The 26456-nt window shown below is 33.6% G+C and carries 26 protein-coding genes and 5 pseudogenes; 12 read left to right on the top strand and 19 right to left on the bottom strand.

Going from position 1 to position 26456, the window contains the following annotated elements; all coding sequences use genetic code 11:
- The first annotated feature begins 545 nt into the window (after nucleotides 1-545).
- From QRY57_RS10600 to QRY57_RS10585, 4 genes are all read left to right on the top strand, one after another.
- Nucleotides 546-1136 carry a DUF4030 domain-containing protein gene (locus tag QRY57_RS10600; protein ID WP_286017393.1) on the top strand — a complete coding sequence of 197 codons (591 nt, stop codon included), beginning with the start codon at nucleotides 546-548 and terminating at the stop codon, nucleotides 1134-1136.
- Between the two features lie 657 nt (nucleotides 1137-1793).
- On the top strand, nucleotides 1794-2108 hold the full coding sequence (locus QRY57_RS10595; RefSeq protein WP_286017392.1) for a hypothetical protein: 315 nt from the start codon (nucleotides 1794-1796) through the stop codon (nucleotides 2106-2108).
- A gap of 124 nt (nucleotides 2109-2232) precedes the next feature.
- Nucleotides 2233-2547, top strand: a complete 315-nt coding sequence (locus tag QRY57_RS10590) for a hypothetical protein (protein ID WP_098303234.1) — start codon at nucleotides 2233-2235, stop codon at nucleotides 2545-2547.
- Between the two features lie 111 nt (nucleotides 2548-2658).
- Nucleotides 2659-2967, top strand: coding sequence for a hypothetical protein (locus QRY57_RS10585; protein ID WP_286017391.1), 309 nt, complete (start codon nucleotides 2659-2661; stop codon nucleotides 2965-2967).
- A 167-nt stretch (nucleotides 2968-3134) separates the two neighbouring features.
- Here QRY57_RS10585 and QRY57_RS10580 read toward each other — a convergent pair whose 3' ends face one another.
- Both QRY57_RS10580 and QRY57_RS10575 read right to left on the bottom strand, forming a co-directional pair.
- Nucleotides 3135-3593, bottom strand: coding sequence for an NUDIX domain-containing protein (locus QRY57_RS10580; protein WP_286017390.1), 459 nt, complete (start codon nucleotides 3591-3593; stop codon nucleotides 3135-3137).
- Nucleotides 3594-3679: 86 nt separating this feature from the next.
- The gene (locus QRY57_RS10575) at nucleotides 3680-4429 is read right to left on the bottom strand and encodes a class I SAM-dependent methyltransferase (RefSeq protein ID WP_286017389.1); all 750 of its coding nucleotides are present in this window, start codon (nucleotides 4427-4429) and stop codon (nucleotides 3680-3682) included.
- 437 nt (nucleotides 4430-4866) lie between these two features.
- Here QRY57_RS10575 and QRY57_RS10570 point away from each other — a divergent pair, with 437 nt between their 5' ends.
- Nucleotides 4867-5106, top strand: coding sequence for a hypothetical protein (locus QRY57_RS10570; RefSeq protein ID WP_286017388.1), 240 nt, complete (start codon nucleotides 4867-4869; stop codon nucleotides 5104-5106).
- A 207-nt stretch (nucleotides 5107-5313) separates the two neighbouring features.
- Here the strand turns inward: QRY57_RS10570 and QRY57_RS10565 are convergent, their stop codons facing one another.
- The 3 genes from QRY57_RS10565 to QRY57_RS10555 all read right to left on the bottom strand — a co-directional run bounded on the left by QRY57_RS10565 (nucleotide 5314) and on the right by QRY57_RS10555 (nucleotide 6563).
- On the bottom strand, nucleotides 5314-5421 hold the full coding sequence (locus QRY57_RS10565) for a YjcZ family sporulation protein (RefSeq protein WP_000505670.1): 108 nt from the start codon (nucleotides 5419-5421) through the stop codon (nucleotides 5314-5316).
- A 268-nt stretch (nucleotides 5422-5689) separates the two neighbouring features.
- Nucleotides 5690-6001: a hypothetical protein gene (locus tag QRY57_RS10560; protein WP_286017387.1), complete on the bottom strand. Its 312-nt coding sequence runs from the start codon at nucleotides 5999-6001 to the stop codon at nucleotides 5690-5692.
- Between the two features lie 289 nt (nucleotides 6002-6290).
- A complete protein-coding gene (locus QRY57_RS10555; protein ID WP_286015614.1) occupies nucleotides 6291-6563 on the bottom strand; it encodes a hypothetical protein in 273 nt (90 codons plus the stop codon).
- A gap of 241 nt (nucleotides 6564-6804) precedes the next feature.
- Here QRY57_RS10555 and QRY57_RS10550 point away from each other — a divergent pair.
- Nucleotides 6805-7421 (top strand): annotated as a pseudogene (locus tag QRY57_RS10550) (IS6 family transposase).
- Nucleotides 7422-7438: 17 nt separating this feature from the next.
- On the opposite strand, the pseudogene QRY57_RS10545 reads toward QRY57_RS10550, so the two are convergent.
- From QRY57_RS10545 to QRY57_RS10530, 4 genes and pseudogenes are all read right to left on the bottom strand, one after another.
- A pseudogene (locus QRY57_RS10545) lies at nucleotides 7439-7525 on the bottom strand (DUF975 family protein); the annotation flags it as partial.
- 789 nt (nucleotides 7526-8314) lie between these two features.
- Nucleotides 8315-8761 carry a tungsten formylmethanofuran dehydrogenase gene (locus QRY57_RS10540; protein WP_286017386.1) on the bottom strand — a complete coding sequence of 149 codons (447 nt, stop codon included), beginning with the start codon at nucleotides 8759-8761 and terminating at the stop codon, nucleotides 8315-8317.
- A gap of 24 nt (nucleotides 8762-8785) precedes the next feature.
- Nucleotides 8786-9286, bottom strand: coding sequence for a DUF3994 domain-containing protein (locus tag QRY57_RS10535; protein ID WP_090695440.1), 501 nt, complete (start codon nucleotides 9284-9286; stop codon nucleotides 8786-8788).
- Between the two features lie 85 nt (nucleotides 9287-9371).
- A pseudogene (locus tag QRY57_RS10530) lies at nucleotides 9372-9969 on the bottom strand (helix-turn-helix domain-containing protein); the annotation flags it as partial.
- A 22-nt stretch (nucleotides 9970-9991) separates the two neighbouring features.
- Here QRY57_RS10530 and QRY57_RS10525 point away from each other — a divergent pair.
- Nucleotides 9992-11026: a hypothetical protein gene (locus QRY57_RS10525; RefSeq protein ID WP_286017385.1), complete on the top strand. Its 1035-nt coding sequence runs from the start codon at nucleotides 9992-9994 to the stop codon at nucleotides 11024-11026.
- 187 nt (nucleotides 11027-11213) lie between these two features.
- Here the strand turns inward: QRY57_RS10525 and QRY57_RS10520 are convergent.
- Nucleotides 11214-11315: pseudogene (locus QRY57_RS10520) on the bottom strand (DUF8096 family protein); the annotation flags it as partial.
- A gap of 180 nt (nucleotides 11316-11495) precedes the next feature.
- On the opposite strand from QRY57_RS10520, the gene QRY57_RS10515 reads away from it, so the two are divergent.
- From QRY57_RS10515 to QRY57_RS10505, 3 genes and pseudogenes are all read left to right on the top strand, one after another.
- The gene (locus tag QRY57_RS10515; protein WP_026592353.1) at nucleotides 11496-12149 is read left to right on the top strand and encodes a hypothetical protein; all 654 of its coding nucleotides are present in this window, start codon (nucleotides 11496-11498) and stop codon (nucleotides 12147-12149) included.
- 310 nt (nucleotides 12150-12459) lie between these two features.
- Nucleotides 12460-12642, top strand: a pseudogene (locus QRY57_RS10510) (hypothetical protein); the annotation flags it as partial.
- 25 nt (nucleotides 12643-12667) lie between these two features.
- Nucleotides 12668-13354, top strand: a complete 687-nt coding sequence (locus tag QRY57_RS10505) for an IS6 family transposase (protein ID WP_286017384.1) — start codon at nucleotides 12668-12670, stop codon at nucleotides 13352-13354.
- A gap of 277 nt (nucleotides 13355-13631) precedes the next feature.
- Here QRY57_RS10505 and QRY57_RS10500 read toward each other — a convergent pair whose 3' ends face one another.
- Nucleotides 13632-14822 carry an MFS transporter gene (locus tag QRY57_RS10500; RefSeq protein ID WP_286017383.1) on the bottom strand — a complete coding sequence of 397 codons (1191 nt, stop codon included), beginning with the start codon at nucleotides 14820-14822 and terminating at the stop codon, nucleotides 13632-13634.
- 350 nt (nucleotides 14823-15172) lie between these two features.
- Between QRY57_RS10500 and QRY57_RS10495 the strand changes: the two genes are divergently transcribed.
- Together QRY57_RS10495 and QRY57_RS10490 are read left to right on the top strand one after the other, a co-directional pair.
- Nucleotides 15173-15760 carry a TetR/AcrR family transcriptional regulator gene (locus QRY57_RS10495; protein ID WP_286017382.1) on the top strand — a complete coding sequence of 196 codons (588 nt, stop codon included), beginning with the start codon at nucleotides 15173-15175 and terminating at the stop codon, nucleotides 15758-15760.
- A 186-nt stretch (nucleotides 15761-15946) separates the two neighbouring features.
- Nucleotides 15947-16825 carry an Rpn family recombination-promoting nuclease/putative transposase gene (locus QRY57_RS10490; protein WP_286017381.1) on the top strand — a complete coding sequence of 293 codons (879 nt, stop codon included), beginning with the start codon at nucleotides 15947-15949 and terminating at the stop codon, nucleotides 16823-16825.
- A 487-nt stretch (nucleotides 16826-17312) separates the two neighbouring features.
- Here QRY57_RS10490 and QRY57_RS10485 read toward each other — a convergent pair whose 3' ends face one another.
- The 8 genes from QRY57_RS10485 to QRY57_RS10450 form a co-directional block, all read right to left on the bottom strand.
- Entirely contained in the window at nucleotides 17313-17663 is a 351-nt protein-coding gene (locus tag QRY57_RS10485) for an SH3 domain-containing protein (protein ID WP_432804070.1), read from the bottom strand.
- 179 nt (nucleotides 17664-17842) lie between these two features.
- Complete coding sequence (locus tag QRY57_RS10480) at nucleotides 17843-18583, bottom strand: alpha/beta fold hydrolase (RefSeq protein WP_026591690.1); 741 nt, start codon at nucleotides 18581-18583, stop codon at nucleotides 17843-17845.
- A gap of 566 nt (nucleotides 18584-19149) precedes the next feature.
- Complete coding sequence (locus QRY57_RS10475; RefSeq protein ID WP_286017379.1) at nucleotides 19150-20868, bottom strand: alpha-keto acid decarboxylase family protein; 1719 nt, start codon at nucleotides 20866-20868, stop codon at nucleotides 19150-19152.
- A 327-nt stretch (nucleotides 20869-21195) separates the two neighbouring features.
- A complete protein-coding gene (locus tag QRY57_RS10470) occupies nucleotides 21196-22824 on the bottom strand; it encodes a peptide ABC transporter substrate-binding protein (protein ID WP_286017378.1) in 1629 nt (542 codons plus the stop codon).
- 181 nt (nucleotides 22825-23005) lie between these two features.
- Nucleotides 23006-24331, bottom strand: a complete 1326-nt coding sequence (locus QRY57_RS10465; protein ID WP_286017377.1) for a bifunctional S-methyl-5'-thioadenosine deaminase/S-adenosylhomocysteine deaminase — start codon at nucleotides 24329-24331, stop codon at nucleotides 23006-23008.
- Nucleotides 24332-24423: 92 nt separating this feature from the next.
- Nucleotides 24424-24768, bottom strand: a complete 345-nt coding sequence (locus QRY57_RS10460; RefSeq protein ID WP_026592019.1) for a YunG family protein — start codon at nucleotides 24766-24768, stop codon at nucleotides 24424-24426.
- Between the two features lie 30 nt (nucleotides 24769-24798).
- On the bottom strand, nucleotides 24799-25245 hold the full coding sequence (locus tag QRY57_RS10455; RefSeq protein ID WP_286017840.1) for a GNAT family N-acetyltransferase: 447 nt from the start codon (nucleotides 25243-25245) through the stop codon (nucleotides 24799-24801).
- A 132-nt stretch (nucleotides 25246-25377) separates the two neighbouring features.
- Nucleotides 25378-26301: an alpha/beta hydrolase gene (locus QRY57_RS10450; RefSeq protein ID WP_026592021.1), complete on the bottom strand. Its 924-nt coding sequence runs from the start codon at nucleotides 26299-26301 to the stop codon at nucleotides 25378-25380.
- Nucleotides 26302-26456 lie beyond the last annotated feature (155 nt).

The raw sequence follows: 26456 nt of genomic DNA, 5'->3' as shown, positions 1-26456 counted from the left end.
CTATAATCCTGTTTATAAAGTGTGTAAACAAATCAATGTTCAATTAAACTTAGATTTTTATCTTTCTGAACATGTAGTTATCTCTAAAAAAGGCTGTAATGATAAGGTTTTGTAGCCCTTAGCGTACAATTTTCCCAGAATGATATGGTGACCCCTAGATGCTATTTTCCGCTTACTCATGGAAATGAAACTGGAATTAAAAGAAGTAAAAGAGCAAGTGGAGCAAATGCATACATCCTAAAAAAATATAGAAAAGCAAAATCAAAAAAGAGAAATTCCTTCAACTGTTTCTAAGAAAAAACAGGATTGGAAAATACCCCTCTAAAATGAAATGAAAAACAGTCACAATACAAATTAGGAAGTGTAGTATTGCTATGTACATTGATTTTTCGTACTTGTAAAAATTAAGTAAAGGTTTTTCATTTGCTTTGAAGAATACCTAACCAAATATGAAAATAGAAATTAGATCGATTACCCTTATATTATGTTTTTTAGAATCTGGGACTCCAATATATAACAAAGCAATCATTAGAAAGGAGATTGAAATGAAAAAAAGAAAAGGATTAATCTTCTCTCTTGTATTAGCTATTTTATTAGGTGCATGTGAACAGAACGATAAAGAAGAAGCAAAAAGCGAAGAAGAAAAAGTTATGGACACTATTGTGCAAACGGTAGATGAAAAGGACTTCCTTAGTGCCTCGATGAGCGATACGCCAAGAACAGTAGACTTAGAAATAGCTGATACTGTAAATACAAGTAAGTTAAAAAAAGCGATTAACACTCAATTAAAGAATCAAGATATTAGACCCTATACTATAAATATTAGTCAAAGAGATATGGACATTGTAAAAATAGAGAACAGATGGGACAATATTTACAGTTATATTTTGGAAGGATTATTCCATAAAAAAGGATACAAAGGTTTTTCAATGCGGGCTGATATAGAATTGAACCAATCCATCCCGTTTGCTATATATACTCCTATAAATAGTACTGATTCAGGGGCTAAAGAGTTTGGGAAGAAGATCGAGAAAGAAATCGATAATTTACTTAAAACACCGCAAGCACAAAAATGGATTGAAAATGATTTATATACTATTGAAGTTTATAGTCAAGATAAACAAAAAATCAACTAACAAATCTATGAACAGGATATAGGAAACTTAGTATTAATAGGCTAGTATTTGATAAAAAAGACTGGATAAAAAAACAATGCCCAGTCTTTTTTACTTGTATATAACTATTGGTATGAAAGATCAAGAAATTGCTGTACTTACTACATAGTCTTCATCTTCTTCAAAATCATGATAATTGAACTGTACTCCGAATTATGTTTTTTAGTGTCCACGATTGGGGGTACAGTTCATCTTGATATGCTCCCCATTAGGTAGACAGATAAAAAATAAAATTTGTTTTCCTCGAGGTGTATTTGTATCAAAGTGTTAATAAAATAAATAATAAAACTTATGGTATTTGCATGATTGTATTAAGTATAATTTCATTGTTTTTAGGTTTATTTATGTTATTCCTTCCAGTGGTTTTACAAATCATTTCAGGTGCATTTGCATTTAGAACTTTAAAACAGGAATCTAATTAAAACAATAACGGATTAATGAATCTAACAAAAAACTTTCTTATCACACACATTATAGAATTGAAATACTGTTGGAATATTTATAACTACCTCCTGATAAGCGAGCAAGAGCTTCATCACTAACAGAACTACTCATAGTTTCCCTCTCCTTAAAAAAGATTTATAGTATGAATTATAAAACAATTTAAGGAGGAAAAATATGGGTAATTTAAAAAAGAAAAATATTATACTTTTAATCATTTTAGCCATTATAATTTTAGCAATAGGCTATACTTCATTAATTATTCACAATAGAAATATTACAAAAGAAAAATCTGCTGAAGCTGCCATACAGTACATGAAAAAGAAAAAAAATATAGATTTTGTGATAACCGATGTCACAATCGAACACTTAGAACTCGAAGGTTTTATTACTGTCTCAGGATATGATAAAAATAATAAACAAAAAAGATATTATGTTGTAGTAAATAAGATTCAAAATTATAAAGTCGATTATTCGGGCGATGATTGGTGAATAATAAACTAATTACAATTTATAGAAAACTCTCAACAACCAAATCAATAAAATAACATGATTATAGCAAGAGAATACTTGTATGCTAATATATACTACATTCTCTTATTCTATGAGGGGAAATATGGGTAATTTAAAAAAGAAAAATATTATCATTTTAATCATTTTAGCAATTATAACTTTAACTATAGGATGTACAGCCAAATTTATTCATGATAGAAATACTGCAAAAGAAAAAGCTACTAAAGTTGTAATACAGTACATGAAAAAAGAAAACAATATAGAACTTGTGGTAACCAATGTTAAAATTGAACACTTAGAACGTGAAGGTTTTATTACAGTTGGAGGATATGATAAAAATAATAAACAAAAAAGATATTACGTTGTAATAAATAAGATTCAAAATTACACAGTTGATTACTGGGGAGATGCTAAGTAAAAAATGAACTAATTGTAATTTATAATAAACTCCCAACAGCTAAATACATAAAATTAATTTTCAATAGATTTCAATGATACAAAAAAATCAAAAGATTTTTTGGGAGAAAATATGGATAAATTAAAAAAGAAAAATATTATCATTTTAGCAATTATAGTTTTAGCCATAGGCTCTACTTCATTAATTATTCACAATAGAAATACTGCAAAAGAAAAAGCTGCTGAAGCTGCCATACAAACTATGAAAAAAGAAAAAAATATAGATTTCGTGGTAACGGATGTGAAAATTGAACACTTAGAACTCGAAGGTTTTATTACAGTTAAAGGATATGATAAAAATAATAAGCAACAAAAATTTTATGTTGTAGTAAATAAGATTCAAAATTATAAAGTTGCTTATTGGGGAGGAAAAAACAACTGAATAAACCAAATTATTTCTATGTATATTCTATGTATACTCTATACATAACAAGTCAACATAACGTAACATTATCGGGATTAAATGTATTTAGAAGACTATTAAAAATCCTCCAGATTGTTTAACTGGAGGACTTTTGTGTTCACATAATTATTGTTAGCGGAAGTTAGCTATTTAGCTTGTATAGACCAATGAAGGATTTTTTTATCAACGGGATCTAGTCCATCGATTGGGTTATTTAAATCCCATAATTTGATTGAATTTGTTTCCTCATTTTCTTGAAAGGGCTGTAATGTACTTAAATTAGTTATATAAATTGCACTGTAACTTATATTTTCATTAGGTCTTTGAATCTTAATAAGTCCTCTAAATTTCAAGCTTTGAGCTTTTTGTGAGGTTTCCTCGTATAGTTCTCTTTTTGCACATTCTCGTAAAGACTCATTTTGTTCTCTTCCACCAGCTGGTAATTCCCATTGCTTTCGATATGTATTGAAACATAAGAGATATTTATCATTATAATTTGCGACTATAAAGGAACTACCTATAGGTGAATAATGATTTATAGCATGCTCTTCTATGTTTAGAAATTCTAATAAACTATAACCATGAGAATTAACTGCAATACTCATATATCGTTTCGCTTCCTTTCTTTTTTACATAAAATTCGAAAGCGGAAGTGCGTATAGTCAGTTTATTTAACGTTTCACAAGAAAAATTACTTATTAGCTATTATCAAGAATCTTTTAGAATTTGTACAAATTCCCCTTTTAGTTCGATTATTTTCAATGAAATTGTCTAAAATATCAAAGTCCTTTTTTTCCTGACCAAAATTAGGGATAGTGGGTGTGTATTTAAGTAAGAAGACGAGGTCTTCAGGTCTTTGATAATACTCAATAGCGTTGTAATCAAAGGAGTGAACTTCAACAAAACCTGCTTCTTTTAACTCTTGAATGTATTTTTCTTTTAATGTTCCATCATCTACTCCAATAGATTGCCCGCGGCCAAATGCTTTTTTAAAATTTAATTTATCAGCTTCGCTTACTTGTTGTGTAAGAAACGTCCCGCCTTCTTTTAATACCTTTGCTACTTCTGATGCAACAAAAGGAGCATGACAACTGGAAATTACATCAAAAAAATCGTTAGGGAATTGCAAATCTTCTGATGTCATTTGTATAAATCGAACATTCTCAACACGAGATTTTTTTAAATTTGATTTGGCAGTTTTTATCATACCATTCGAATTATCTATTCCAATTAATAGCAATGCCGAAGATGAGATACGTAGTACATTCTCACCGCCACCTGTACCAATATCAAGCAAAATACCATTTGGTTTACAAGCTTGTTTCACTTTTTCATAAAAATTCCACTGTACTCCTATTGAAGTGCTCTTTATTTTACTGAAATCCCAACCATTTATTTCTCCAACTCTATCATAAAAGTTTTTATATTCTAATTCATTCATTTTAAAATCCACCTTTCAAATGTAAAAAAACAAGTCGCATAACAGTGGCCTTGGTTTCATAACTAAAAATGACTTCCTGCACTGTTCTAAGTTTTAGTTTTCAGAAAAAGGGCAGACTCCCCCCTTGATAGCTGGTACGCGTTTTTTCCAGCCCGAAAACTAATTACTTCGAACAATACGGAACGACATTCAATTCACCTCATTTGAAAGAATACATTAAGTATAATTGATAAATTAGTAACTGTAAAAATATATCTTTTCTTTTTCGACTGCATTTTCTCATTCTTTGAACAAAGAACAGTGTATATCATATTCATTTGAGGTTAACATAACGTCCTATTATCAGTAGTCAATAATGAAGAAAATTTTCGTTATGGGGAGATTTTGATTCTTTAGCTTGATGGCGATGTGGCGGTACCCCTAATAGAATAAATGTATTGAGTGTTAGGTGTATTGGTTATGAGTTCGAAAAAATTTATATCTATTTATTGAATCATAGTCATCCTTTAGGCGAAATGTTTTTTAATAAATTTATTAAAAGCCTTCAGTTGCCAACGTTTCTTTCTACAACTGATAATTTTGATTTAAAACAATTAGTGGCTGATTCTTATATTCATCAAAAATCAATGGAATTAGAAAGAAACGTAAATTTTGATGAATTTATTACTTGTAGTTAAATTATTATAAAACTTATATAAGAAAATTGGATTTTTCTCTTATCTTTCTTAGCAAAATTCGATTTTACTGTTTTGCTAACGAGGTATAGATGCATTATTCTGAAGGTGCTTCTTTAAAGTATTGGTTTACATTGGATCCCTGCGCATTGTGTGGGGATTTTTTCATAAAGAAAAGACACTTATAATAGTGTCTTTCCTAATAGTTTTTTAGCAGAAGCAAGCAGCTCCAACTATGATTAATAATATAAAGAGTACGACGAGTAAAGCGAAACCTCCAGCAAAGCCACAGCCTCCACAACTACCACCAAAGCCCATAAAATAGTTCCTCCTTTTGATAAGAGGGGGAAACGTTGGGTCATTCATGTGTTTTCACGGTTTACATTACCTTATGTTTTTAAATGATATATGAGCAGGTCCTTTTGAAAAAAGAAAAGACATCCTAAGGTGCCTTCCTCCGACTTGAACCATCTTAATTTTAATAATATATATTGGACTCCCATCCAATTACCATTTTACCATATTTATCTATAAGGTGTCCTATTAAGATAGTATTTGAAGGTGAGAGTTTTCTGTTGGAAAATAATTATTCTTCTCCCCAAGAAGTCACTGTATAATTTTGAATTTTATTTATTTCAACATAAAATCTTTTTTGTTTATTGTTTTTATCATATCCCTTAACTGTAATAAAACCTTCGAGTTCTAAGTGTTCGATTTTGACATCAGTTACCATAAAATCTATATTCTCTTTTTTTTTCATGTGCTGTATTGCAACTTCAGCGGCTTTTTCTTTTGTTTTTTTTTCATTTTGGATACTTGATATAGTATAACCTACGAATAAAACAGCAATAGCTAAAATTATTAGAATTATAATATTTCTTTTTTTTGAAAAAAACATATTTTTCCTCCTGGGGGTACCACCCCATCGCTATCCAGCTAACAAAACAAAATACCCTCAAAACGAGAAAATTAACATCTCCGGGTGAAAATGTACAATTTTTTTGTTTTGGGAGCGTTATAATATCCTTAAGTTGATGGATGTGTGGTGCTACTCCTTATAAAGGTAAATACGCAATGGCAACTGCTATCTTAGCTTGGTTAAGAATAAAATCTTGCCGTTAATAAGAACATGGAGTAGGGCTTTAGAATCAATGCTCTACTTCTGTTACCTTCTAACAGCCCTTTTTCTAATTACTTGGAGCAGCATTATTGAATAATTTAAATACTAAAATTAAAAATAGATTTGCTAATGCTATACCGCATAAAAAGAGAGCGGACATGAACTCACCTATTCCATTATTATATAAAAACAAGGAATAGAAGAAAACCGCTAATATTACTGAAACAGCAGCTGGAATAAATTTGAAGATTGATTTTAGATGTGACTTTTTAGAAAGAAAAACAGTAGCTAACAATGTTACCGGGAAGAAGAAATACAATATTATCTGCATTATCATCATATTCACCTCCTTTCTAACAGCGAATATCTTCATATGACTTTACCATATTTATACATAATTTTAATTGGATAAAATGCCCTATTTATTAATTAATCTATATGGGGGGGTCTGGTGCAAAAATTCTAAAGCTCTTGCAAGTAAACTCCTAAACTTGGGCATACTGATAGTATGACTCTAAAAGAGGTGTGTGATCGGTATGAAAAAGGAAAATTTGTTCAAATAGAAGCACTATCAACCTGATATTATCTTATTAACGGTAAGATGGTACCTACGGTACAGCCTAAGTTTTCGTGATTTGGTGAAAATGATGGAGGAAAGAGGTTTGTCTATTGCTCACACCACCATTATGCTTTGGGTGCATCAATATGGACCTGAATTAGATGAAAGAGTGATTCAGAAGGAAATAGCATTGATTTTTATCTCAGTGAATCAAGAGATAAACAAGCAGCTAAGCGCTTTTTCAAGAAAGCCTGGGCTTCTTCTCATATTTGTAAACCTCGTGTTATAACAGTAGATAAGAACCCAGCCTATCCTGTAGCAATTCAAGAATTAAAAGAAGAGAAACGTATGCCTGAAGGCATAAAAATAAGGAAAGTTAAATATCTCAATAATATAGTGGAATAGGATCACCGTTTCATTAAGAAACGTGTGCGTTCTATGCTAGGATTCAAGTCATATGAAACAGCCACTTCTATATTGAGTGGCGTTGAAACCATGCTTATGATGAAAAAAGGACAACTTCACCTACAGGTGAAGTCTGCCCAAAATGAAGTTAGGTTCATACATAAATTGTTTGGGGAATTGCATCATAATCTGCCATTGAACAGTCTAGTAAGTTTCTATGTCTCTATCAAATGATTTTTGCACCAGAATCCAAAATAGTTTAACGCTGATACTCCAATACCCAACTCCCATTTACCATCTAACGAATTAAGTGCTGCCTTCTTTAAATTTCTTGTCATACTTGTATTCCCTCCTTTTTCTTATTTTCCTTTACTGAAAAAATAAAAGAACTTGCAGCAGGCCCTGCTACAAGTTCTTTTAGCTAAATACTTTAGCTCATCAAAACAAATTATTTATTCTACACAATCGGGGGTAATGCCTAAAATATGGTTTGTTAACATCATTATATAACATAATTATGAATTTTTGTTAAAAATTCTATATTTTTAGATAAATTATCTCCATTTTTTTTTACTTGTTTTTAATTTTCATGTAGTTTTATCTATGTAATCGAAAAAGATGGTAAAACTAAAGGGGTAATCTGGAACAATAAAGACGAATTAGAATGCTTCCACTATTCCATTGCTGACAGTGGTGTTAGGAGTCGTATTTGCATTGGACAATGGGAAGTTGAACTAAGAGAAAATAAAGATTGGATTTACATTAAAGATAAAGGTTGGATTTATTTCGACGAGTCTTATATTAGATGGATTCGATAAAAAAGTGCCGGCTCTTAATTTGATGTGCACCCCAATTGTTAGACACACTTAACAAGTGAAGGTGCACTTTTTTACTATGTATTAAACTTTAGTATTCATAAGTAACTCTTTTAATTCTTCTGTAGATAATTTGCTTTCTAACGCTTTACTTAAGTCAAGTATAGAAGTTTTATAATCTACTGCTACTTGTAAACTATCAGTCTTCTTTTTTTCTGCATTGTCTTTAGAAAAACCTACCCCCTGCTACTAACATGATTGGTACTGCTACTGCTAATAATTTGTGTTTCATTGTTATATACCCCTTTCTACTTAATTTGCTTCACCCATTTCCTTTAATTTCTTATGTGCTTCAACTATACGTTTAGATGAGTTAGACATAGTCTGTAACCCTTGATTGAGAAGAACTCGGTCTTGTTTATCTAAACCGTCTTGAGTTTGACTTACAGACTCTTTTATTAAATCCATAGATTCATTTAGAAGAGATTGTACGTCTTTATACTTTTCACCTGGTTCTAACTTCTTAACTTTCTCTGCTGTTTTTAAAAGAGGTTTCGACTTCTCTTTAAACTCTTTTGCTTTTTCTTCTACTGGTTTCTGACTTGTTAAGATGTCATTAATAACTTTTGACTCTTCTGAAATGTCTTTCATCTGATAAGCCATTTGCATTTTGTAGTCTTTCTTCTCTGCTTTGTCTGTTGCACAACCACCTAATAACATGATTGGTAGTGCTAACGTTATTAGTTTCTTTGCTCTCATCAACATATACCCCTTTGATATTGATTATTTAGATTTTCTTTCTACGTTTAATGGACTACCTGTTTCATCTATTATCTTTAACTGTCCTGCTCTAAAGAAGTCAACTTTATATTTTATTTCTGGTCTATAATCAGTTATTGGTCTGTCATCACCAGCCGTCTCTTCAATGGTAAAGATGATTTGCTTATTGTCATAATCGTACTTCCATTTACCCTTCATGTTGTTTTCTTCTTTTGAAGTTTTACCACTATTATCATAAGCACCATATGTACCATCACTTTTAAAGTCTAAACCCACAAAGAACTTGTCACCAACGTAACTACCCCACTCACCTAATAACTCCTTACCGTCTCTAGATATTTGTACTCTAGAATCGTCATCGTAGTCACCTTTAGTAGTAGAAGTTTTTTCTATCTTTAAATCAGATACATTCATAGAATTCGGTTTCATTTCTTGTTTTTCTGTACTACAACCTACTAATAATAGAATCGGTATTGCTAATGATACGAGTTTCGTTGCTTTCATTATGCATTCCCCTTTTAGAAAGTATTGTAATTAATTAACATATTGTACCATAATATAAATCAAATAAATAATATGAATTTCCCCCTTACTTTTTGAATTCCAAATGTTTAGCATTTTGTTTTTTTATGCTCCCAATAAAATCCCGATCAAAGTAATACTTGTCCATTAAGTTATTTACAATCCCGTTGAAATAAGCGAATTTACCATTCTTCATTTTTGTTCCAGATTTAATTTTCATAACAAACTCTTTGATAGCTTTTAAGCCAATAGTAAGCTCCTGGTCTTTAGTAAATGCTTTATTACCTGTAGAGAAGTTTGTAACTTTATTGCACTGTCTTACGACCTTCCACAGTTCTTGAATTGTTTTTGATTCAGAATAAAAAGAGCTAACTAAAGAAACAAAACGTTCTGGTACCCAGTGAGCAACAAAATCAGCTTGTTTAATATTCTCTTCAGTGGTATTGCTATTCTCATTACTATTACGTTTGTTTATATCTTTTATATTTTGTTTTAAGGAAACAGGTGTTGTTTTAATGGTCGGACACTTCTTCCACAATAGGGTGAACAATAATTGCATTAGCAGTTTGAAGCATATCTTTTTTTCGTTTCATAGCTATCTGCTTGATCATGTCCAGGTCCACAAGTTTCTTCATTAAACGTTGCACAGTTTTATATGATGGTTCATATAAAAATACAATTGAACATTTGGGTATTAATTATAACGATATATCACAAGTTAAAAAACTCACTCCCCTAGACATACAAAACGAGTTAAGAAATCTATATGAAAAGGGTGAAGATATATCATCTCAAAACATGCAACAAAAATATAGAAATTTGCATGCAAGTTGCCAGCGCGTTTTTGGTTCTTATAAAATTGCTATCGAATCAATAAATTTAAACTATGATGATATTAGAAAAACAAAAACATGGTCTAAAGAAAAAATTTTAAATGAAATTAAATCACTACACGATAAAGGTGAAGATTTAACCTCCAAATACGTTTCCGAAAAATACAATGAATTAGATCACGCATGTAAATGGTATTTTAATTCTTATGAAGAAGGGGTTAAACAGGCTGGAATTGACTACTACAATATTACAAAAAGAAAAGTATGGTCTAAAGAAAAAGTGAAAAATAAATTATTAGACCTTCATAATGAAGGAATCAGTTTAACGCCTATGTATTTAATTAACAATCATAGTGAAGTATATAAATCTTGTGTGAATTATTTTGGTTCATACTATAACGCTTTAAATGAATTTGGTATAGATTATACATCAATCATTATGGACAACCCACTTGAAAGAAGCAAAGGTCTGATACTAGAAAAGATTATAGAAAAAGTTTTTGATTGTTTATCAGTTACCTATATAACACAAGAAAGAACATATATAAGTGATGATTTTTGGATTATACCAGACTTTAAAATAACCAATATGGACAATAACTTACACAACTTATTTAAGTCATCACCTAATCAAGAATTATGGATAGATTCAAAATTATCCTATTGGACATGGTTTACATCAAACACACATAACAAATACAAAGACCATTGCGAAAAGTTAGTCTTTATCTATTTAAGAGGACATGAAAAACCAGAATACATTAACGATAAAATGACAAACATATGTATATTTGAACTCTTACCATATATAAAAGATGAAGAAAAACGCAACGAAATAAACATTGAGTTACTAGAATTGCTAGAAGACAACCCAAAGGAGAATAACTAAATTAGCAAAAGATAATTTATATCTAAACGAATGTAACGGAAAGGAAAATAATTTCTCATACAATAACAAAAAGTAAACAAACAAAAACGTATTACTCGAAAAAAGTATTCATTTAAAGTTGATTAATTAAACTATAGCATCCATTTGGGTTCTTTTTATTTTATAAAGAAAAAAGCCCCGGATAGGACTATATGATTTTCTTCATACCGCATTGACGACATTCTCTTAAAAAGATGAAATCTTTAACGGAACTCTTGAATGAGGTATTGCCGCAATTATCGCAACGACCGCTAATAATGTTATCAAGACTTAAATTGAAAAAAGATAGATAAATAAAGGGACATAACATATTAGTCATATAAAATATGTTATGTGTTCACAAATAATAAAGTCATTTCAAAAATAAAATAGATGTTTTCAAAAATGGTATTATTATCTATGATAGGAAACAAATAAAGGGGTAGTTTAAATGTTTAGAAAGAAACAGGAGAAAAACATTCACGTTAATCTAGTAGATAAACGAGGGGAAGTCCTTAGAGAGTTTGATTGTACAGAAAAAGAATTAAAAGAAGTAAGAGAAACCGGCATTGAATTGCGTATGGTTGGAGAAAACGCATATGAAATGGTAGCAACCGATGAACAGCTAGAGAAACTAGCAAGAATCGAAGCTGAAATTGAAGAAGAATTAGCAATCTACGAAGAAGCTATGCAGGAGTTAGCACAAGAACGAGAAGAAGAAAAGGCAAAACAGAAAGAATTGAAAGAAAAGAATAAATGGAGTCCAAAGAAGAAAGTAATCGTCTTTGGACTACTATTCATTGTATTTGTGGTTTTACCTATTATCGAAGGGTATCAGAATAGTAAACTGGTAGAAGAAGGTACACCATTAAATGCAGAAATTGTAGGTAGACATGTAGAGAAGAGTTTTATCTTTACACACCCGACATTAGTAGTAAGGGTAGACGGTAAAGAACACAATGTATGGGTAAGAGAGGAAACATACAACGAAGCACAATGGTTTGGTGGACTAAAAGTCGTCAAAACAAAAGATGGTAAAGTTGATAAAGACCCTAGATATGATTACGAAGATTTAGTTGTAAGCTATAAAGAAATAACAAAGTAAAACTTTAATATTCGCTTCCAAAATTAAACAACATTATTATTTGCAAAAATCGAAACCATTAAAACAAAATACAAATTTTAAATAACTTTATAAACATATTAAACTATATTTTCAATGTCATGTTAATAATTCTAATATATACGAGAAAGAGGATAGCATGCTCTTATATTGAACATACTATCCTCTTATTAGTTTAGTCTATTTAAATTTTATCAGGGAACTCTTTGTATGCGTATATTTTACTTAGATCGTATTCTTGTTTAGATTCTTTATTCTCCACTGATTTCACCGAGAATGTACTACACATACTAAACAAAGAATTATATTTAATGGAAATTTAACGGAAACATCGGAATTATTAGGAACAAGCTATAGGCACTTACTACGAACATTGAATACTCTCTGCGATAAAAGTGTAATAAGAAAGAATAATGGATACTTTGAAGTGATAAAGGTTCTGTTGCAAAGTTTTCTACATGAAGCTACACTCTAGAAAACAGGATCTAGGAGAATCAGACATGAGATATTTTAAAGGAAAACAATTCAAGAAAGAGATTATTTTAGTAGCTGTCGGCTACTACTGCCGTTTTTCTTTAAGTTATCGCGATGTCTCTGAAATCCTGAAAGAACGTGGTATTTCAGTTCACCCAACAACCATCATGCGATGGGTTCATGAATATGGCAATCTCATCTATCAAATTTGGAAAGTGAAAAATAAATCTGCACGATTATCTTGGCATTTGGATGAGACTTATATCAAAATTAAGGGCAAGTGGTGTTATCTCTATCGTGCAATTGATAAAGATGTCCATATATTGGATATTCAACTTCGTAAAAAACGGGATCATCAGGCTGCTTATGCCTTCATGAAAAGATTAGTAAAACATTTTGGAGAACCAACGGTTCTCATTACAGACAAAGCGCCGGCATTACTTTGTGCATTTAACAAATTAAGAAAACAAGGATTTTATCAAAAGACAATCCATTGTACAATCAAACATTTAAACAATCTTATTGAACAGGATCATAGGCATGTAAAGAGACGTTTTGCCAAATCCGCAGGATTTCAAAATCTTCGTCATGCTTCACGTACGATAAAAGGTATCGAGACCATTCATGCTCTATATAAACAAAGGCGAAGTCTTCAAAGAGACTCCGCCTTTTCAACGTACAATGAACTTCAACAATTACTAGCTACTTCCTAAACATTGTTCCTCATTTACCAACCTGTTTATGCTTTTTCAAACTTTGCAACAGAACCAAAATCTTTATTTTAAAAAGAGTTTGTTTTTTGACACAAGCTCTTTTTTTATTAGAATTCAGACACATTCTACATGATGAGTTTTGTCCCCTTACAGCGATAGAGACTAAAAATTTGGTTCTAATACAAAAACTCAATACAATTAGCAAATAATCTTTAAATCTCAGATATACCAATGAATAAGCAGTCAGAATCCTGACTGCTAAAATTTGATTATAGAACTATTTCTCTGTGGCAAAATAAAGCAGGGCTATGGTCGGAAAAGCGATTCCTATCCATAATGCTAGACTCCATCCACCTAAGGCGTATGCCCATCCTCCAATAGAGGATCCAACAGCACCCCCTAAAAAGAAAATAGCCATAAATAGCCCGTTTAATCGACTACGAATTTCTGGCCCCAACGAGAAAATTAAACGTTGGCTAAGCACAAGGTTTGCAGATACTCCCATGTCCAACAGAATTGCTGCAATTACTAAAACAGCTATTCCAATGGGCGAGCTACTTTGAATAATAAGTGGTAGTAGTAAAGAAACAATGACAACTGTGAGAGCTATCCCAGTGGCGGGTCGTGTCCATCCAAGATCGGCTAGACGACCACCTATTGGAGCAGCTATTGCACCCGTAATTCCGACAAGTGCATATAGAGCTATAGCGGCCTGAGAAAAATGAAAAGTAGGACTAGACAATAATAACGGAACAGTGGTCCAGAATAAGCTGAAAGTCCCAAATACACAAGCATGATAAATTGCGCGACGTCGTAAAATTGGAGTAGTTCGTAGCAGTTGCCGCATTGAACTAAGTAAGGCAGTATAGTTTGTTCTTGCCGTTGGTTTCCTAGTAGGGAGTACTTTCGATAATACAAGCGCCAAGACAACAATTACAGTAGCAGATAAAGCAAATATTGCATTCCATCCCCAGATATCGGCTACTAGACTAGATATCGGGCGCGCAAGCATAATACCTAGTAACAGACCACTCATGACATTGCCAACTACGCGACCGCGTGCATCCTCCGATGAAAGGTATGATACAAAAGGTACGAGCACTTGTGCCGCGACCGACCCCAACCCGATAAAGAATGAAGCTACTAACAACAAGATTGCGTTCTTTACAAAAACTGTGGCAGTTAGAGCAACTGCACTTAGAAATAACAATATAACTATCAATTTTCTATTCTCAACAATATCCCCCAAAGGTACAAGAAATAGTAAGCCAACAACATATCCAATCTGGGTTAGCGTTACAATTAACCCAGCGCTACTATTAGAAAGCCCTATTACATTACTAATTACACCAATTAAAGGCTGTGCATAATAAAGATTAGCCACAATGATACCACATGCAGTTGCTAGAAGAATGATTAAACCTGCTGAAATTTCCTTATCAATTGCTTGATTTTTAAAATTAGACATAACGAACTCCTCCCATACTTTTATTTCAAAATTACTGAGTTACCTTGGCAAAAACTCCTACGATATCATTGTTCATTGTACTAAATTGAGCCTGAACTACCTTCCATTCGTCTTTTAAAAGGTTCAATTTTGCCACTTTTTTATTCCCCTTTTCTAAGTATTTTTAGTAATTAACTTTATGAATTTTTGGACTTAGCTACAGCCATTACAAGATGTTATATAATTAACAAACTGAACGTTTAGTTTATTAATTATAAATAATATACTAAACGTTCAGTTTTGTAAATAGGCTATTTTATTTTTTGTTCATATTAAGTATACTAAACGTATAGTTTATGTTCTTGAAAGGAATGATTAATGTGCAAGGTAAAAGAGGTCGACCACGTAATATCGAAACCCAAATGGCTATCCTTTCAGCATCTTATGAGTTATTACTGGAAAATGGCTTTAAAGCAGTTACAGTCGATAAAATTGCAGACCGTGCTAAAGTTAGCAAAGCTACGATTTATAAATGGTGGCCTAATAAGGCTGCTGTGGTAATGGATGGTTTTCTTTCTGCTGCTGCAGCCAGATTGCCTGTACCTGACACAGGTTCAGCATTGAATGATATCTTAATTCACGCCACAAGTTTAGCTAGTTTTTTGATAAGTCGGGAAGGGACCATTATTACTGAGTTAGTTGGCGAAGGACAATTTGATTCAAAACTGGCAGAGGAATATCGTACTCGATATTTCCAGCCACGTCGACTGCAAGCAAAGCAACTTCTGGAGAAGGGAATTAAAAGAGGAGAATTGAAAGAAAACCTCGATGTTGAATTAAGCATCGATCTCATTTACGGACCAATTTTCTATCGGTTACTAGTAACCGGTGAAAAGTTGGATGATTCCTATGTGCATGACTTGGTAATAAACGCATTCGAAGGAATACGATTGAAGTGATTAACATTAAAATAAAGATTTAGAAACCCTACTGTTTCCTATGCGGATGCAATTTATATTAACTTGATAAATAAAGTATTTAATTTTTTTAAACTGATAATTACTCTAAAAGGACCCCCATGCAAATAATTTTCGTTATGGGGGTATTATAATATCTTAAGTTGATGGGCATGGAAAAGGAAACCCATGTCCACAAATTTAGTAAATTTACGAATTGATTTTGCTTTTAAACAGTTATTTGGAACAAAGGGGAATGAAGAAATCTTAATTGGATTTCTAAACGCTATCTTAGAAGAATCTTTAGATACACCTATTTCATCACTACAATTGGAAGACCCACATCTCCATAAGTCTTATGAAGATGATAAGTTATCCATACTAGACTTATTAGCAACACTCAACAACGGAACACAAGTGAATATAGAAATTCAGCTTCGAAATACACATGACATGGTAAAACGCTCTTTATATTATTGGAGTAAACTCTATACATCCCAAATGCAGGAAGGGATGCCGTATCGTTCTCTTCGAAAAACAATCACTATTAACTTGTTAGATTTCATATTATTTTCTTATGACGAATCATTTCACACCATTGGACAATTATGGAATGTCAAAACACAACAGGTATTAAGTGACGATATGGAAATCCATTTTGTAGAGATTCCAAAATTAGTGAAACAATGGCGTGAAGAAAAAGTAAATCCATGGGAAAATACATTTGTCCGTTGGATGTTATTGTTACCAGCCCATGAAGATGAACACTTAACTCAGACATTGGAGGAGATTGCGATGAATCAAGATCCAATTTTACAAAAGGCAATGAATAAATGGGAAAATATGAGTCATGATTCTTCTTTCCGAACAGCTTATGAAGCTCGTGAGAAAGTACTTCTAGATGAACAAGCTAAAATAGCTCATGCTCATGAGGAAGGTAAAGAAGAAGGTAAATTAGCTGAGCGTGCACAATTAATTCGTGGTATGCATAAAAATGGAATGCCGTTAGAAGATATCGCAAAATTTACCAGTCTAAGCACAGAAGAAATACAAAAAATACTATTATAATATGTATCATTATAAAAGCTTTGCGAAAGATCTCGCAAAGCTTTTGATTATTGCACTCACATTCTTGTACTCTGTATTGCATGATGTTTTTTCATCAAAAATTTCTCCTCCATCTTTCATTGAATATGGTAAAGTAACTTTACTGACAAATGCCGGCAGTGGAATCCATGCTTTTTGAGATTATGCCTGCTTACTCCCTAACTTCCATGTCACTTGGCTAAGAGCATATCCCCTGTATTCTCTTTACTCTTAGAAATTCCTCCCTTTTTATTCCACAATCTAGCCCTTTAATAGAGTAACTTTATTGCTACTCAACGGTTCCTTAATCTGCCTTTCAGTTCAAATCTTCTTTTCACTTTTCACTATAAAAACCCCCCTTTAGATAAACAAATCCAAAGGGGCAAAACATCGCGTCTTTTTTATAAGCACCGTGACTTTATTTCAAAGCTACATATACATTCAAAAATTCATAAATTAAGAGTTTGTGTCACTCATCTAACACCTTTAATTTACTTTTAGGTAGCCAACCTTTTTCATCGTTAGTTTTTCTTTGACACCATAACCAACCATTTAGTTCCTTAATTTCTGAAATGATTTCTCTTTCTTCAACATTAAGTTCTTTAGCTATATAATCTTCTAATACAAAAGCCGATTTGCCCTCATTATTTATAATTTGTTCTGGAACCCAGCCCTCAGTTTCTTTTGTATAACAATATACCCAATTATCCCAGTTTTCAGGACCTTCATATTTGTTTCCTACTTTTATAATCTCTCCCTTTTTTAATGAAATAGGATTTGGATAATTACTTTCATGCTTTTGAATTACCTTATAATCCACATACATCTCCCCCTTTTATTTAGTACTTTATCATAACTAAAAGATTACATATCCTATATACATCAAGTTAACATAATCCCACTTATCAGAACTCAATACATCTAGAAATCTAGAAAAGTCCCCTCAGAAAAAATCTGAAGGGACTTTTCGTTCACATAATCAGTGTTAGCGGAAGTTAATTATATAATCTGAAGGACCTTTTTGACTGCATTTATTACATATTGTGGCTCATCCTTTTGGATATAGTGTCCACTGTTAGGTGCTATAACTAAGGAACTATTTGTTGATAAATTCAATAATTCCTCTTGCATATGCAACCATAAGTTTTGTGCATCAGTAGAATAAAAAGCTTTTTTTCCTGCAGAAAGAATAATAACGTTTGTATCTATAAGTGTTTTTCTGTGTAATCGTACTTCTTCTAGACTCTTCATAAATTGATCGTATGTACCTTCATAAATAAATTGTTTATTATAAGCTTCTTGGAAATCTGAAGGCATGATGGGAAGAAATCGTTCTCTGTAGTCCTCTGGGGTTGAATCCACAAGTATTAGCCCTGCTACCTCGCTTGGATATAAAGATGCGTATAAACGAACATTTACTCCACCAAAGGAATGCCCCACAAAAATATAAGGAGGCGTTAATTGTAATTTTTTTAGTAATGTTCTTAGCTCTTTTACCATTTCAGAACTAATTCTATTGTTGGGACTAGAATCACTTTTTCCTAAACCAGCTCTATCATAGACCAGAACTTTTGTAAGTTCCGCAATTTGTGATACTATTTCATTCCAAGTTTTAGAGTAATCACCATAACCCGCGTCCATTACTACGGTTGGAGTTTCTTTATCACTTCCAAATATTTTTGTATATAATTGAAAACCACCTATATCAACAAACTCCTCACGTTCTAAAACCTTTTTCATTCAGATTTAACTCCTTCCATATTCCAAGGTATAACAAGTAAATTATTTAATAAATTGTATCATGGATGGAAAAGGAAAATCAGAAATCTATTTTGAATACCATATACACGCTAGATTAACATAACGTCTCATTATTGGTAGTATCCAAAAAAATCTCACTTTTTATCTTTTTTCAGATAAGAAGTGAGATTTTTTATTTTAGGGGGAACTTGATTTCTTAGCTTGACGGGCATGTGGCGATCCCCCACATCCATCAACTTAAGATTTTGAAATACATCAAAACGAATTTTTTTCTTTCCACTTTTATTTATGAGAATTACGTTCACTTTTTTCGCTTTAGGATACAACCTTTTTTACTTAATGGCGATGTATAGTGACCCACAAGTTAAAAAACATTATTTTAATGTTTTTTAACTTGTGGGAGTAATAGAACGGATTTCTTAGCAAATTTCAGGAACCCAACTGTAGTAAACGAATTAAAAATGCTAATTTTCTACATAACCATTTGTCAAGGATACCTATTAAAGGTCATATCCATCATTCGGGAACATTCTTGTTATTTGGAACTATTTCTGGCTACGCTGCATTTCTTGCTTCTCCATATAACTACGCATCTGTCGCATATATTTAGGTGCGTCCATCGGATTCCCAGCGATCATTTCAATGATACAGAGTCTTTCGGCACTTTCCTTTTCAGCTTGGATTATAGCCTGTTCAAGCTCTCCATAGGTCCGGACCGTAACGGTAAATGCGTTGCCTCCAAAGGCTTCGGCCAGCCTAGTGTAAGACCATTGAGGGATTTGGTTATACTTTTGACCCTCTGTTTTGACATTCAAATATTTCTCTATTGTATAACCATCGTTGTTCAAGATGAAGATTATGGGCTTGCAGCCATAATAGAGCATGGAACTGATTTCCTGGGCTGTTAGCTGCAGGGCTCCGTCGCCTGTAAACAGCAACACTCGGCGTTCCGGCGCGGCCATTATAGCACCGAATGCCGAGGGGGTTGCGTAACCGATTGATTGCCATCCTCCTTGTCCAATATATGTTACATTGCTCGGAAGTCTCACCTCCGCCATCCCATTATAGAACGTTCCGGTCTCGGCGATCACAATATCACCCTCTTTCAACATGCGCTGAAAACGGGGATAATAGCCGGCCGCCATTAGAGGCCCGTCGGCACTAGTTGTGAATTGATCGTAAGGGAATGACAATTTTCCCACCAAACCTCGGCCCGTATAACCTATCTTCTGCATGGCAAGTAGCATGTCAGCTGCAAGAACATTCGGATATTCCGCCTCAGCGATCTTGACCATGTCCGGTTGAATATTGACAGTCACCAATGGGTTCAGCTTTGCCGTAAAATTCGCGGTGTTGGTGTCCGCCCATACCATGCCAATAGCAATGATACAATCAGCACTTTCCACCTTACTTTGGACTTCAGAACCTCCGAAAGAGCCTAGGTACATTCCGATATAATTTGGATGGCTCTCGTCGAATGCCCCCTTCCCATACATCATCGTTGCAACAGGAACGTTCATGGCGTCGGCCAGCTGCCGAGCTGCTGTCTGAAGCCCGAAACGCATTGTTTTCACATCCACTAGGATAACCGGACGCTTTGCACGCTCCACCAGCCGATGGACATGATTCACCGCAGCCTGAAGGGTTTTCAGGTTGGACGTTGGACGTGGTGGTACCGGCTCTTTCCGGACCGTGATCGCCTTGTTCACTAAATCATCGGCTACAACCAGGTATACCGGTTTTTTCTTTTCCTTAGCAATGCGAATCGCAGCCGGAATTTCAATCTTGGCGTTTTCCGGCGTAAGTACTGCGGTATAAGCCGTAATCTGCTCATACACCTTGCGGAAGACATCAAAATTTCCATCCATTAGGGTGTGGTGCATCAGCTTGTGCTCTTTTTGATCCTTCTCAGGAGGCGCACCCACAATGTGAATGATTGGCACATGCTCGCTGTTGGCTCCCGCTATCGCATTGCAGGCGCTAAGCTCCCCGACCCCAAAGGTCGTAATAAGAGCGGATATTCCTTTGATTCTTGCATAGCCATCTGCGGCATAGCCCGAGTTTAATTCGTTCCGCCCTTCTATAAAACGGATACCGTTATAGCACTCCAAGGTATCAAGAAGTGTAAAATTATAGTCCCCTGCGACGCCGAAAATTTCGGTAATGCCCTCCAGTTTCAAGCAATCGAACAAATACTGGCCAACCGTTTTTTGAGCAGTTCCGCTTTGCAAACCAAAGCTGCCCGCATTTATTATGTTGTCCATCGCTTGCTCACTCCTTATCCATTTCTTTGGCTTGTCTTGTTTTATAGTACTCTTTTTGAGAATTCCCTTTCATCAAACAGGTTATCCGCCGTGCTGAGCTAAAGATACTATAATAAGTCATTCAACGTAGTTTTAGGGAGGTAGCTAACACTAGCACAAATGTGTTATGAATGAGTAACCGGTGCAAAAAAACGTTGAAATTAGAGATATATTTCTTATAACAAAAAATGTTCATCACAGAGAAAGAACAAACTCCGAATTATTTACTTTAAAATTAAAAAAAGAGCCAATACTTATACATCAAGTAATTAGCTCTTTTCCACCTTATTATTTTTCAGCTATAAAAGCATGTTTATACGTATACACCCCACCAAATTGATGCTTCTCAATACCTTTGACATATTCCTTCTGTATATATGCTGAACCAGTATGATAAAGGGGGGCAATTGCAGCATCTTCCAAGACTACTCGCTCTGCCTCTTGTAAGGTCTCCCATCTTTTCTGTTGATCTTGTACAATATCATATTTCGCTTTCTTTATAAGATCATCATAATAAGAATTCGAGTACTCCATCTTATTATTAGAATTATTTGTCGTAAATAATTCTAAGTAACTTATCGGGTCTTTATAATCTGGCCCCCACACTACCATAGATATATCATATTGCCCTGTTTGTTCTAGCTGTAATTTTTGCTTAAATGGTTGCTGTTTAATCTGCACTGTTAAACCTTGTAACTGCTTTTCCAAATCGCCTTTTATATACTCTGCCATACGCCTTGCATTGTCTTGTTCAAATGTCAGGAGCTCAACTGTAATACTTTCTGTGCCAAGCTCTTTTTTAGCTTCTGCCCAAAGTTTTTTTGCTTTTTGCAAATCATAGCTAGCAATATTCCCATTCTCCTTTCTAAAATCCTTTCCAGTTGCTTCATTCTTATATCCTTTTGGGATCAGACCTTGCGCAGGAGTTGCACCATTATTTATAAAGTGCTTTACAAATTCCTCTTTATTCAATGCTAAAGAAATAGATTGACGAACTTTTTTATTTGCTAGTGAAGCATTTCTTTCATTAAGTCGAAGCATCGCTATGGCTGACTCACTTGACACATGTAGCTCCTTGTTGTTTTTGTATCTTTCTACAAATGTAGAATTAATAGGCACACGGTCAAGAGCACCAGATTCATATAAATTTACAGCCGTCATTGTATCTTTTACAATATGGAAGTTTATTTCATCTAGCTTCACTTTCTCTTTATCCCAGTAAGTATTATTTTTCTTTAATTGAAATTCTTGTTCATGCTTCCATTTTTCTAACACAAACGCTCCATTATATATTAGGTTATTAGGCTCTAATCCATAACGATTTCCTTGTTCTTTCACAAATGATTCATGCTGTGGTAAATAAATAGGCAATGCTAATAATTGCAGTAAATACGGAACAGGCTGTTCTAACTGTACTTCTAGCGTATAATTATCTAATGCCTTTACTCCTAGTCTATCAGTAGCCAATGTACCTTTATTTATTTCTTGTGCGTTTTTTATATAAAATAACATGTACGCATATTGAGAGGCTGTTTCAGGACTCAATGTCCGTTTCCAAGCAAAAGTAAAATCATGTGCTGTTACTGATTCACCATTTGACCATTTTGCATCTTTACGCAAATGGAATGTATATCTTTTCCCATCTTCACTTTTCTCAAATGACTTCGCCACACCAGGTACGGGGTTATCTTGATTATCTAGTACATATAACCCTTCAAATATATTTTGCATCACATGTGATGATGTACCATCCATCGCTTTGGCTGTATCAAAAGAAGGGATTTCTTCTGATACTGTTACGTTTAACACTTGTTTTTGAGCCTCTTTATTAACTTTATTCGCTTTACTACTACAAGCCGATAAAATTAAAGATGTGACAAGTGTAATTGCTAGTAAGCGGCTCTTTTTCTGCTTCATGAATTCTTCTCCTTAAATTCGAATAATATTATAAAACGTTATACATTATAGCAGAAAGACTAGTATAAAGTCGTGTTATTCTGTTGAATATTTATTCGTTTCACATAAAATTCACAAAAAACGCTCTCCTCTTGTATTTCATTAAAAAGGATAGCGTTCTTTATCAATTTGTCTATTTCAATTACATCTTCAACCCTCGTTTATAACGACTCGCTTCAAAAATAATTCGCTCTTCATCTAAAGTTTTACATTCACCGTTCCACACAATGTGCTTTCCGTTAATTACAACATCCGATATATCTTTCCCACTCGCGGCATAAACAAGGTGTGACAATACTTCTTCCGCCGGTTGCAAATGTGGCTTATTAGATGGATCAATTGTAATAAAGTCGGCACATTTCCCTACCTCAATTGAGCCTGTTTGTTTCATTCCAATTACTTCTGCCGCACTTTTTGTTGCTAATGAAAGAGCTGTTTCAACAGGTAATGCAGTTGCATCCTTATGGATACCTTTTTGCAATAAAGTTGCAACGCGGAGCTCTTCAAACATATCTAAGTTATTGTTAGATGCAACACTATCTGTAGCAATACCAACTTTGATTCCTGCTTCTAACATTGCCTTAACATCTGCTATACCAGATCCTAATTTCAAATTACTATTAGGATTATGAGCAACACGAACATCATGTTCTGCTAAGAAAGCTCGCTCATTTTCATTTAGCACAACCCCGTGTGCAATAACTGTTGGTCTCTGAAATAAACCACAACTTGCCACATACTCTACCGGACGTTTGCCATATTGCGTTTCAATATCACGTACTTCACGCTCTGTTTCTGAAAGATGGATGTGAACCATTGTCTGATTTTCCACCGCAATGCGTGCACACTCTTCTAACATTTCTGTAGAACATGTATATGGACTATGAGGAGCAACCATTGTTGTTAACATGTCGCCTTCACTATAATATTGTTTTACATATTTCTCCGCATCTTGAATTGCTTTCTTCTCATCCTCTTTCGTTCCAAAGCTAAATAAAGTTCTTGAAACTGCAGCACGCATCCCACTCTTACGGACCGTTTCCATAATAGTATCTTGATCTACACCAATCGGATTAAACATATCAGAGAATGTTGTTGTCCCACTCTTCACCATTTCTAATAAACCAAGTTCTGTACTCGCAACAGCAAGTTCTGGAGTAAATTGACTTTCCAGTGGCCAAATTCTTGTTTCAAGCCACGGCTGGAGCAACATATCATCACCAATGCCACGTAAAAGAGTCATTACAACATGTGTATGCGTATTCACAAGACCTGGCAATAACCACTTTCCTTTTAAATCGATTACTTCATCCACTTGATCCTGATTAGAAAATTCTCCATTTTGTACTTCTATAATCTTATCATCTTCTACGATGATATATCCGTTTCGTAACACTTCATTCTGTTCATTTAGCGTTGCAATCGCAGCGCTTACATAAGCTGTTTTCAAAATCATTTCCCCTCTCAACTCTATAAAGTATGTTCCCTTTAATAAGTTACCACCATTATAGTAACTTATTAAACATTGAGAGTCAAAAGATATTTCACTTCAGACAAATTCTATTGCATAAAGATATGCACTTTTTGTTTTAAAGTATAATATTGCCTTTCATTCGTATCTGCAAATGCTTCTTCTCTATTAGAAGGAATGTCCATATAAGTTATCTCTTCAAAAAATTGTGATGATGTAAAATCATATCGTTTGCCATTTATCATATTGTAAAAATGCCAAACTTCGTCAACTTGCGTCTTCTTTATTTCTTCTCCAAACAAATCGTGTATAACAAGTGCTGTTACACCGCATTGCCCTTTTGCTGGATTTTCTATCGTCCACTTTGAGCTTGTTTCAATTGACCACGACTTTTTTAAGATTTCGTACACCTCTGCAAACTTTAACTCATTCATTTTCTCAGCATCCCCTATGTAATATCGATTCTATACATCATATTGTAAAAGTGGCAAAATCCGATCTTTAAAAACAGTTGAAGGTGTCTCACCGATTAATTTTGCACCCATTTTCATATAATACCCTTTTGCATTTGGATCACTATCAATTGTAAATCTCTTAATTCCCAAGTTAGCTGCTCTTTCTACAACACTTTGCCATAAAAGTTTCCCATAACCTTTCCCCTTATAACTTGGATGTAAATATAAGAAATCAAGAGCATCCTCTTCTTTACGCAAAAACGAGAAAAAACCAATTTTTACTCCTTGATTTTCTAAAACATATACGTAGTTATTGACAATATACGCTTCTGTAATTGTTAAATCTTCCTTACATGCTAATATAAATTCTTCGCTGTAATCCCACGTGGCTTTTGAATTTAGTGCTAGTTCACTTAATTCATTTGCTTCGTTTAATAACGCTTCCCTTACTTTCATTTCTCCCTCTCCTTTTGTAGCTATGTCTTGAAAATCTCTTTCTATATATTCTACATTTATAAACTCACTCATGATTCCCCTCCAATTTCTTAAAATAAAAGTCTCACTTCTACAAAAAGTGAGACTTTTATTTTATGCGTTATGTTCATTTAACCAAGCTATCAAATCTTGAAATACTTCATCCCTATTCACTTCATGAAACATTTCGTGCCTTCCATTTTCATATAAACGAAGTGTTACATCTTTCACACCGCATTTTTTATACATATCGTACACCTCTCTTACACCTTTCCCCATGTCGCCCACCGGATCACGATCTCCAGAAAAAATGTGTATCGGAAGGTCTTTAGGTGTTTTTTTATATTCCTCTAGTTTATTCACTTCAAGCACACCGTTAAATAATTCACGATAAAAACTTGTTGAACAAATAAAACCACATAATGGATCTTCTATGTATCTATCAACTTGATTTGTATCTGAAGAAAGCCAATCAAACTTTGTACGATTCGGTTTAAAGTTCGAATTAAAATTTCCAAATGATAAAAAGTTTAACATTGGACTTTTTGTTTTTGCACCACGTAGCTTCATTTCAACTGTTGCCACTTTATGACCTACTACACCTAAAAACCCAGGATTTCCACCTGTCCCAGAAATAAGGAATCCATCATATAGTTCACCACGAAGTTGCACAGCACGTCTAGATAAGAAAGAGCCCATACTATGTCCTAATAAAAAAAGCGGACAATTATGTTCATTACGAATAAGTTCCGATAAAAAGATTATGTCAGAAACAGCTTGATCCCAGCCAATATTCGGTTCAAAATGGCCGTAATCCTCTTCTTGTTTTGCTGTTTTTCCATGTCCCCGGTGATCATGAGCATACACACCATAACCAGCCTTCAATAAAGCATCAATATACTCTGTATAGACACCAGCATGTTCCGTCATACCATGTGCAATCTGTACAATTCCACGAATTTCACTTTCCGGTAGCCACTTACGTAAATAAATTTCCGATCCATCCAATACCGTAACAAAGCTTTCCTGTATGTTCATTTTCACACCCTCCAAATCCATTATGTATATTTTTATAAAATGAATGAGTATTCATTATTCTTACTATGTATTATATGCAATTGTTTTCGTAATGACAAACACTGTATTTTCTAAACGAATCCTCAAATTATTATCTTGACGAACAATAAATATAA

Origin of the sequence: Bacillus arachidis, from assembly GCF_030285945.1 — a bacterium.
GTDB lineage: Bacteria > Bacillota > Bacilli > Bacillales > Bacillaceae_G > Bacillus_A > Bacillus_A arachidis.
This window is presented reverse-complemented; position numbering and strand designations above follow the sequence as displayed.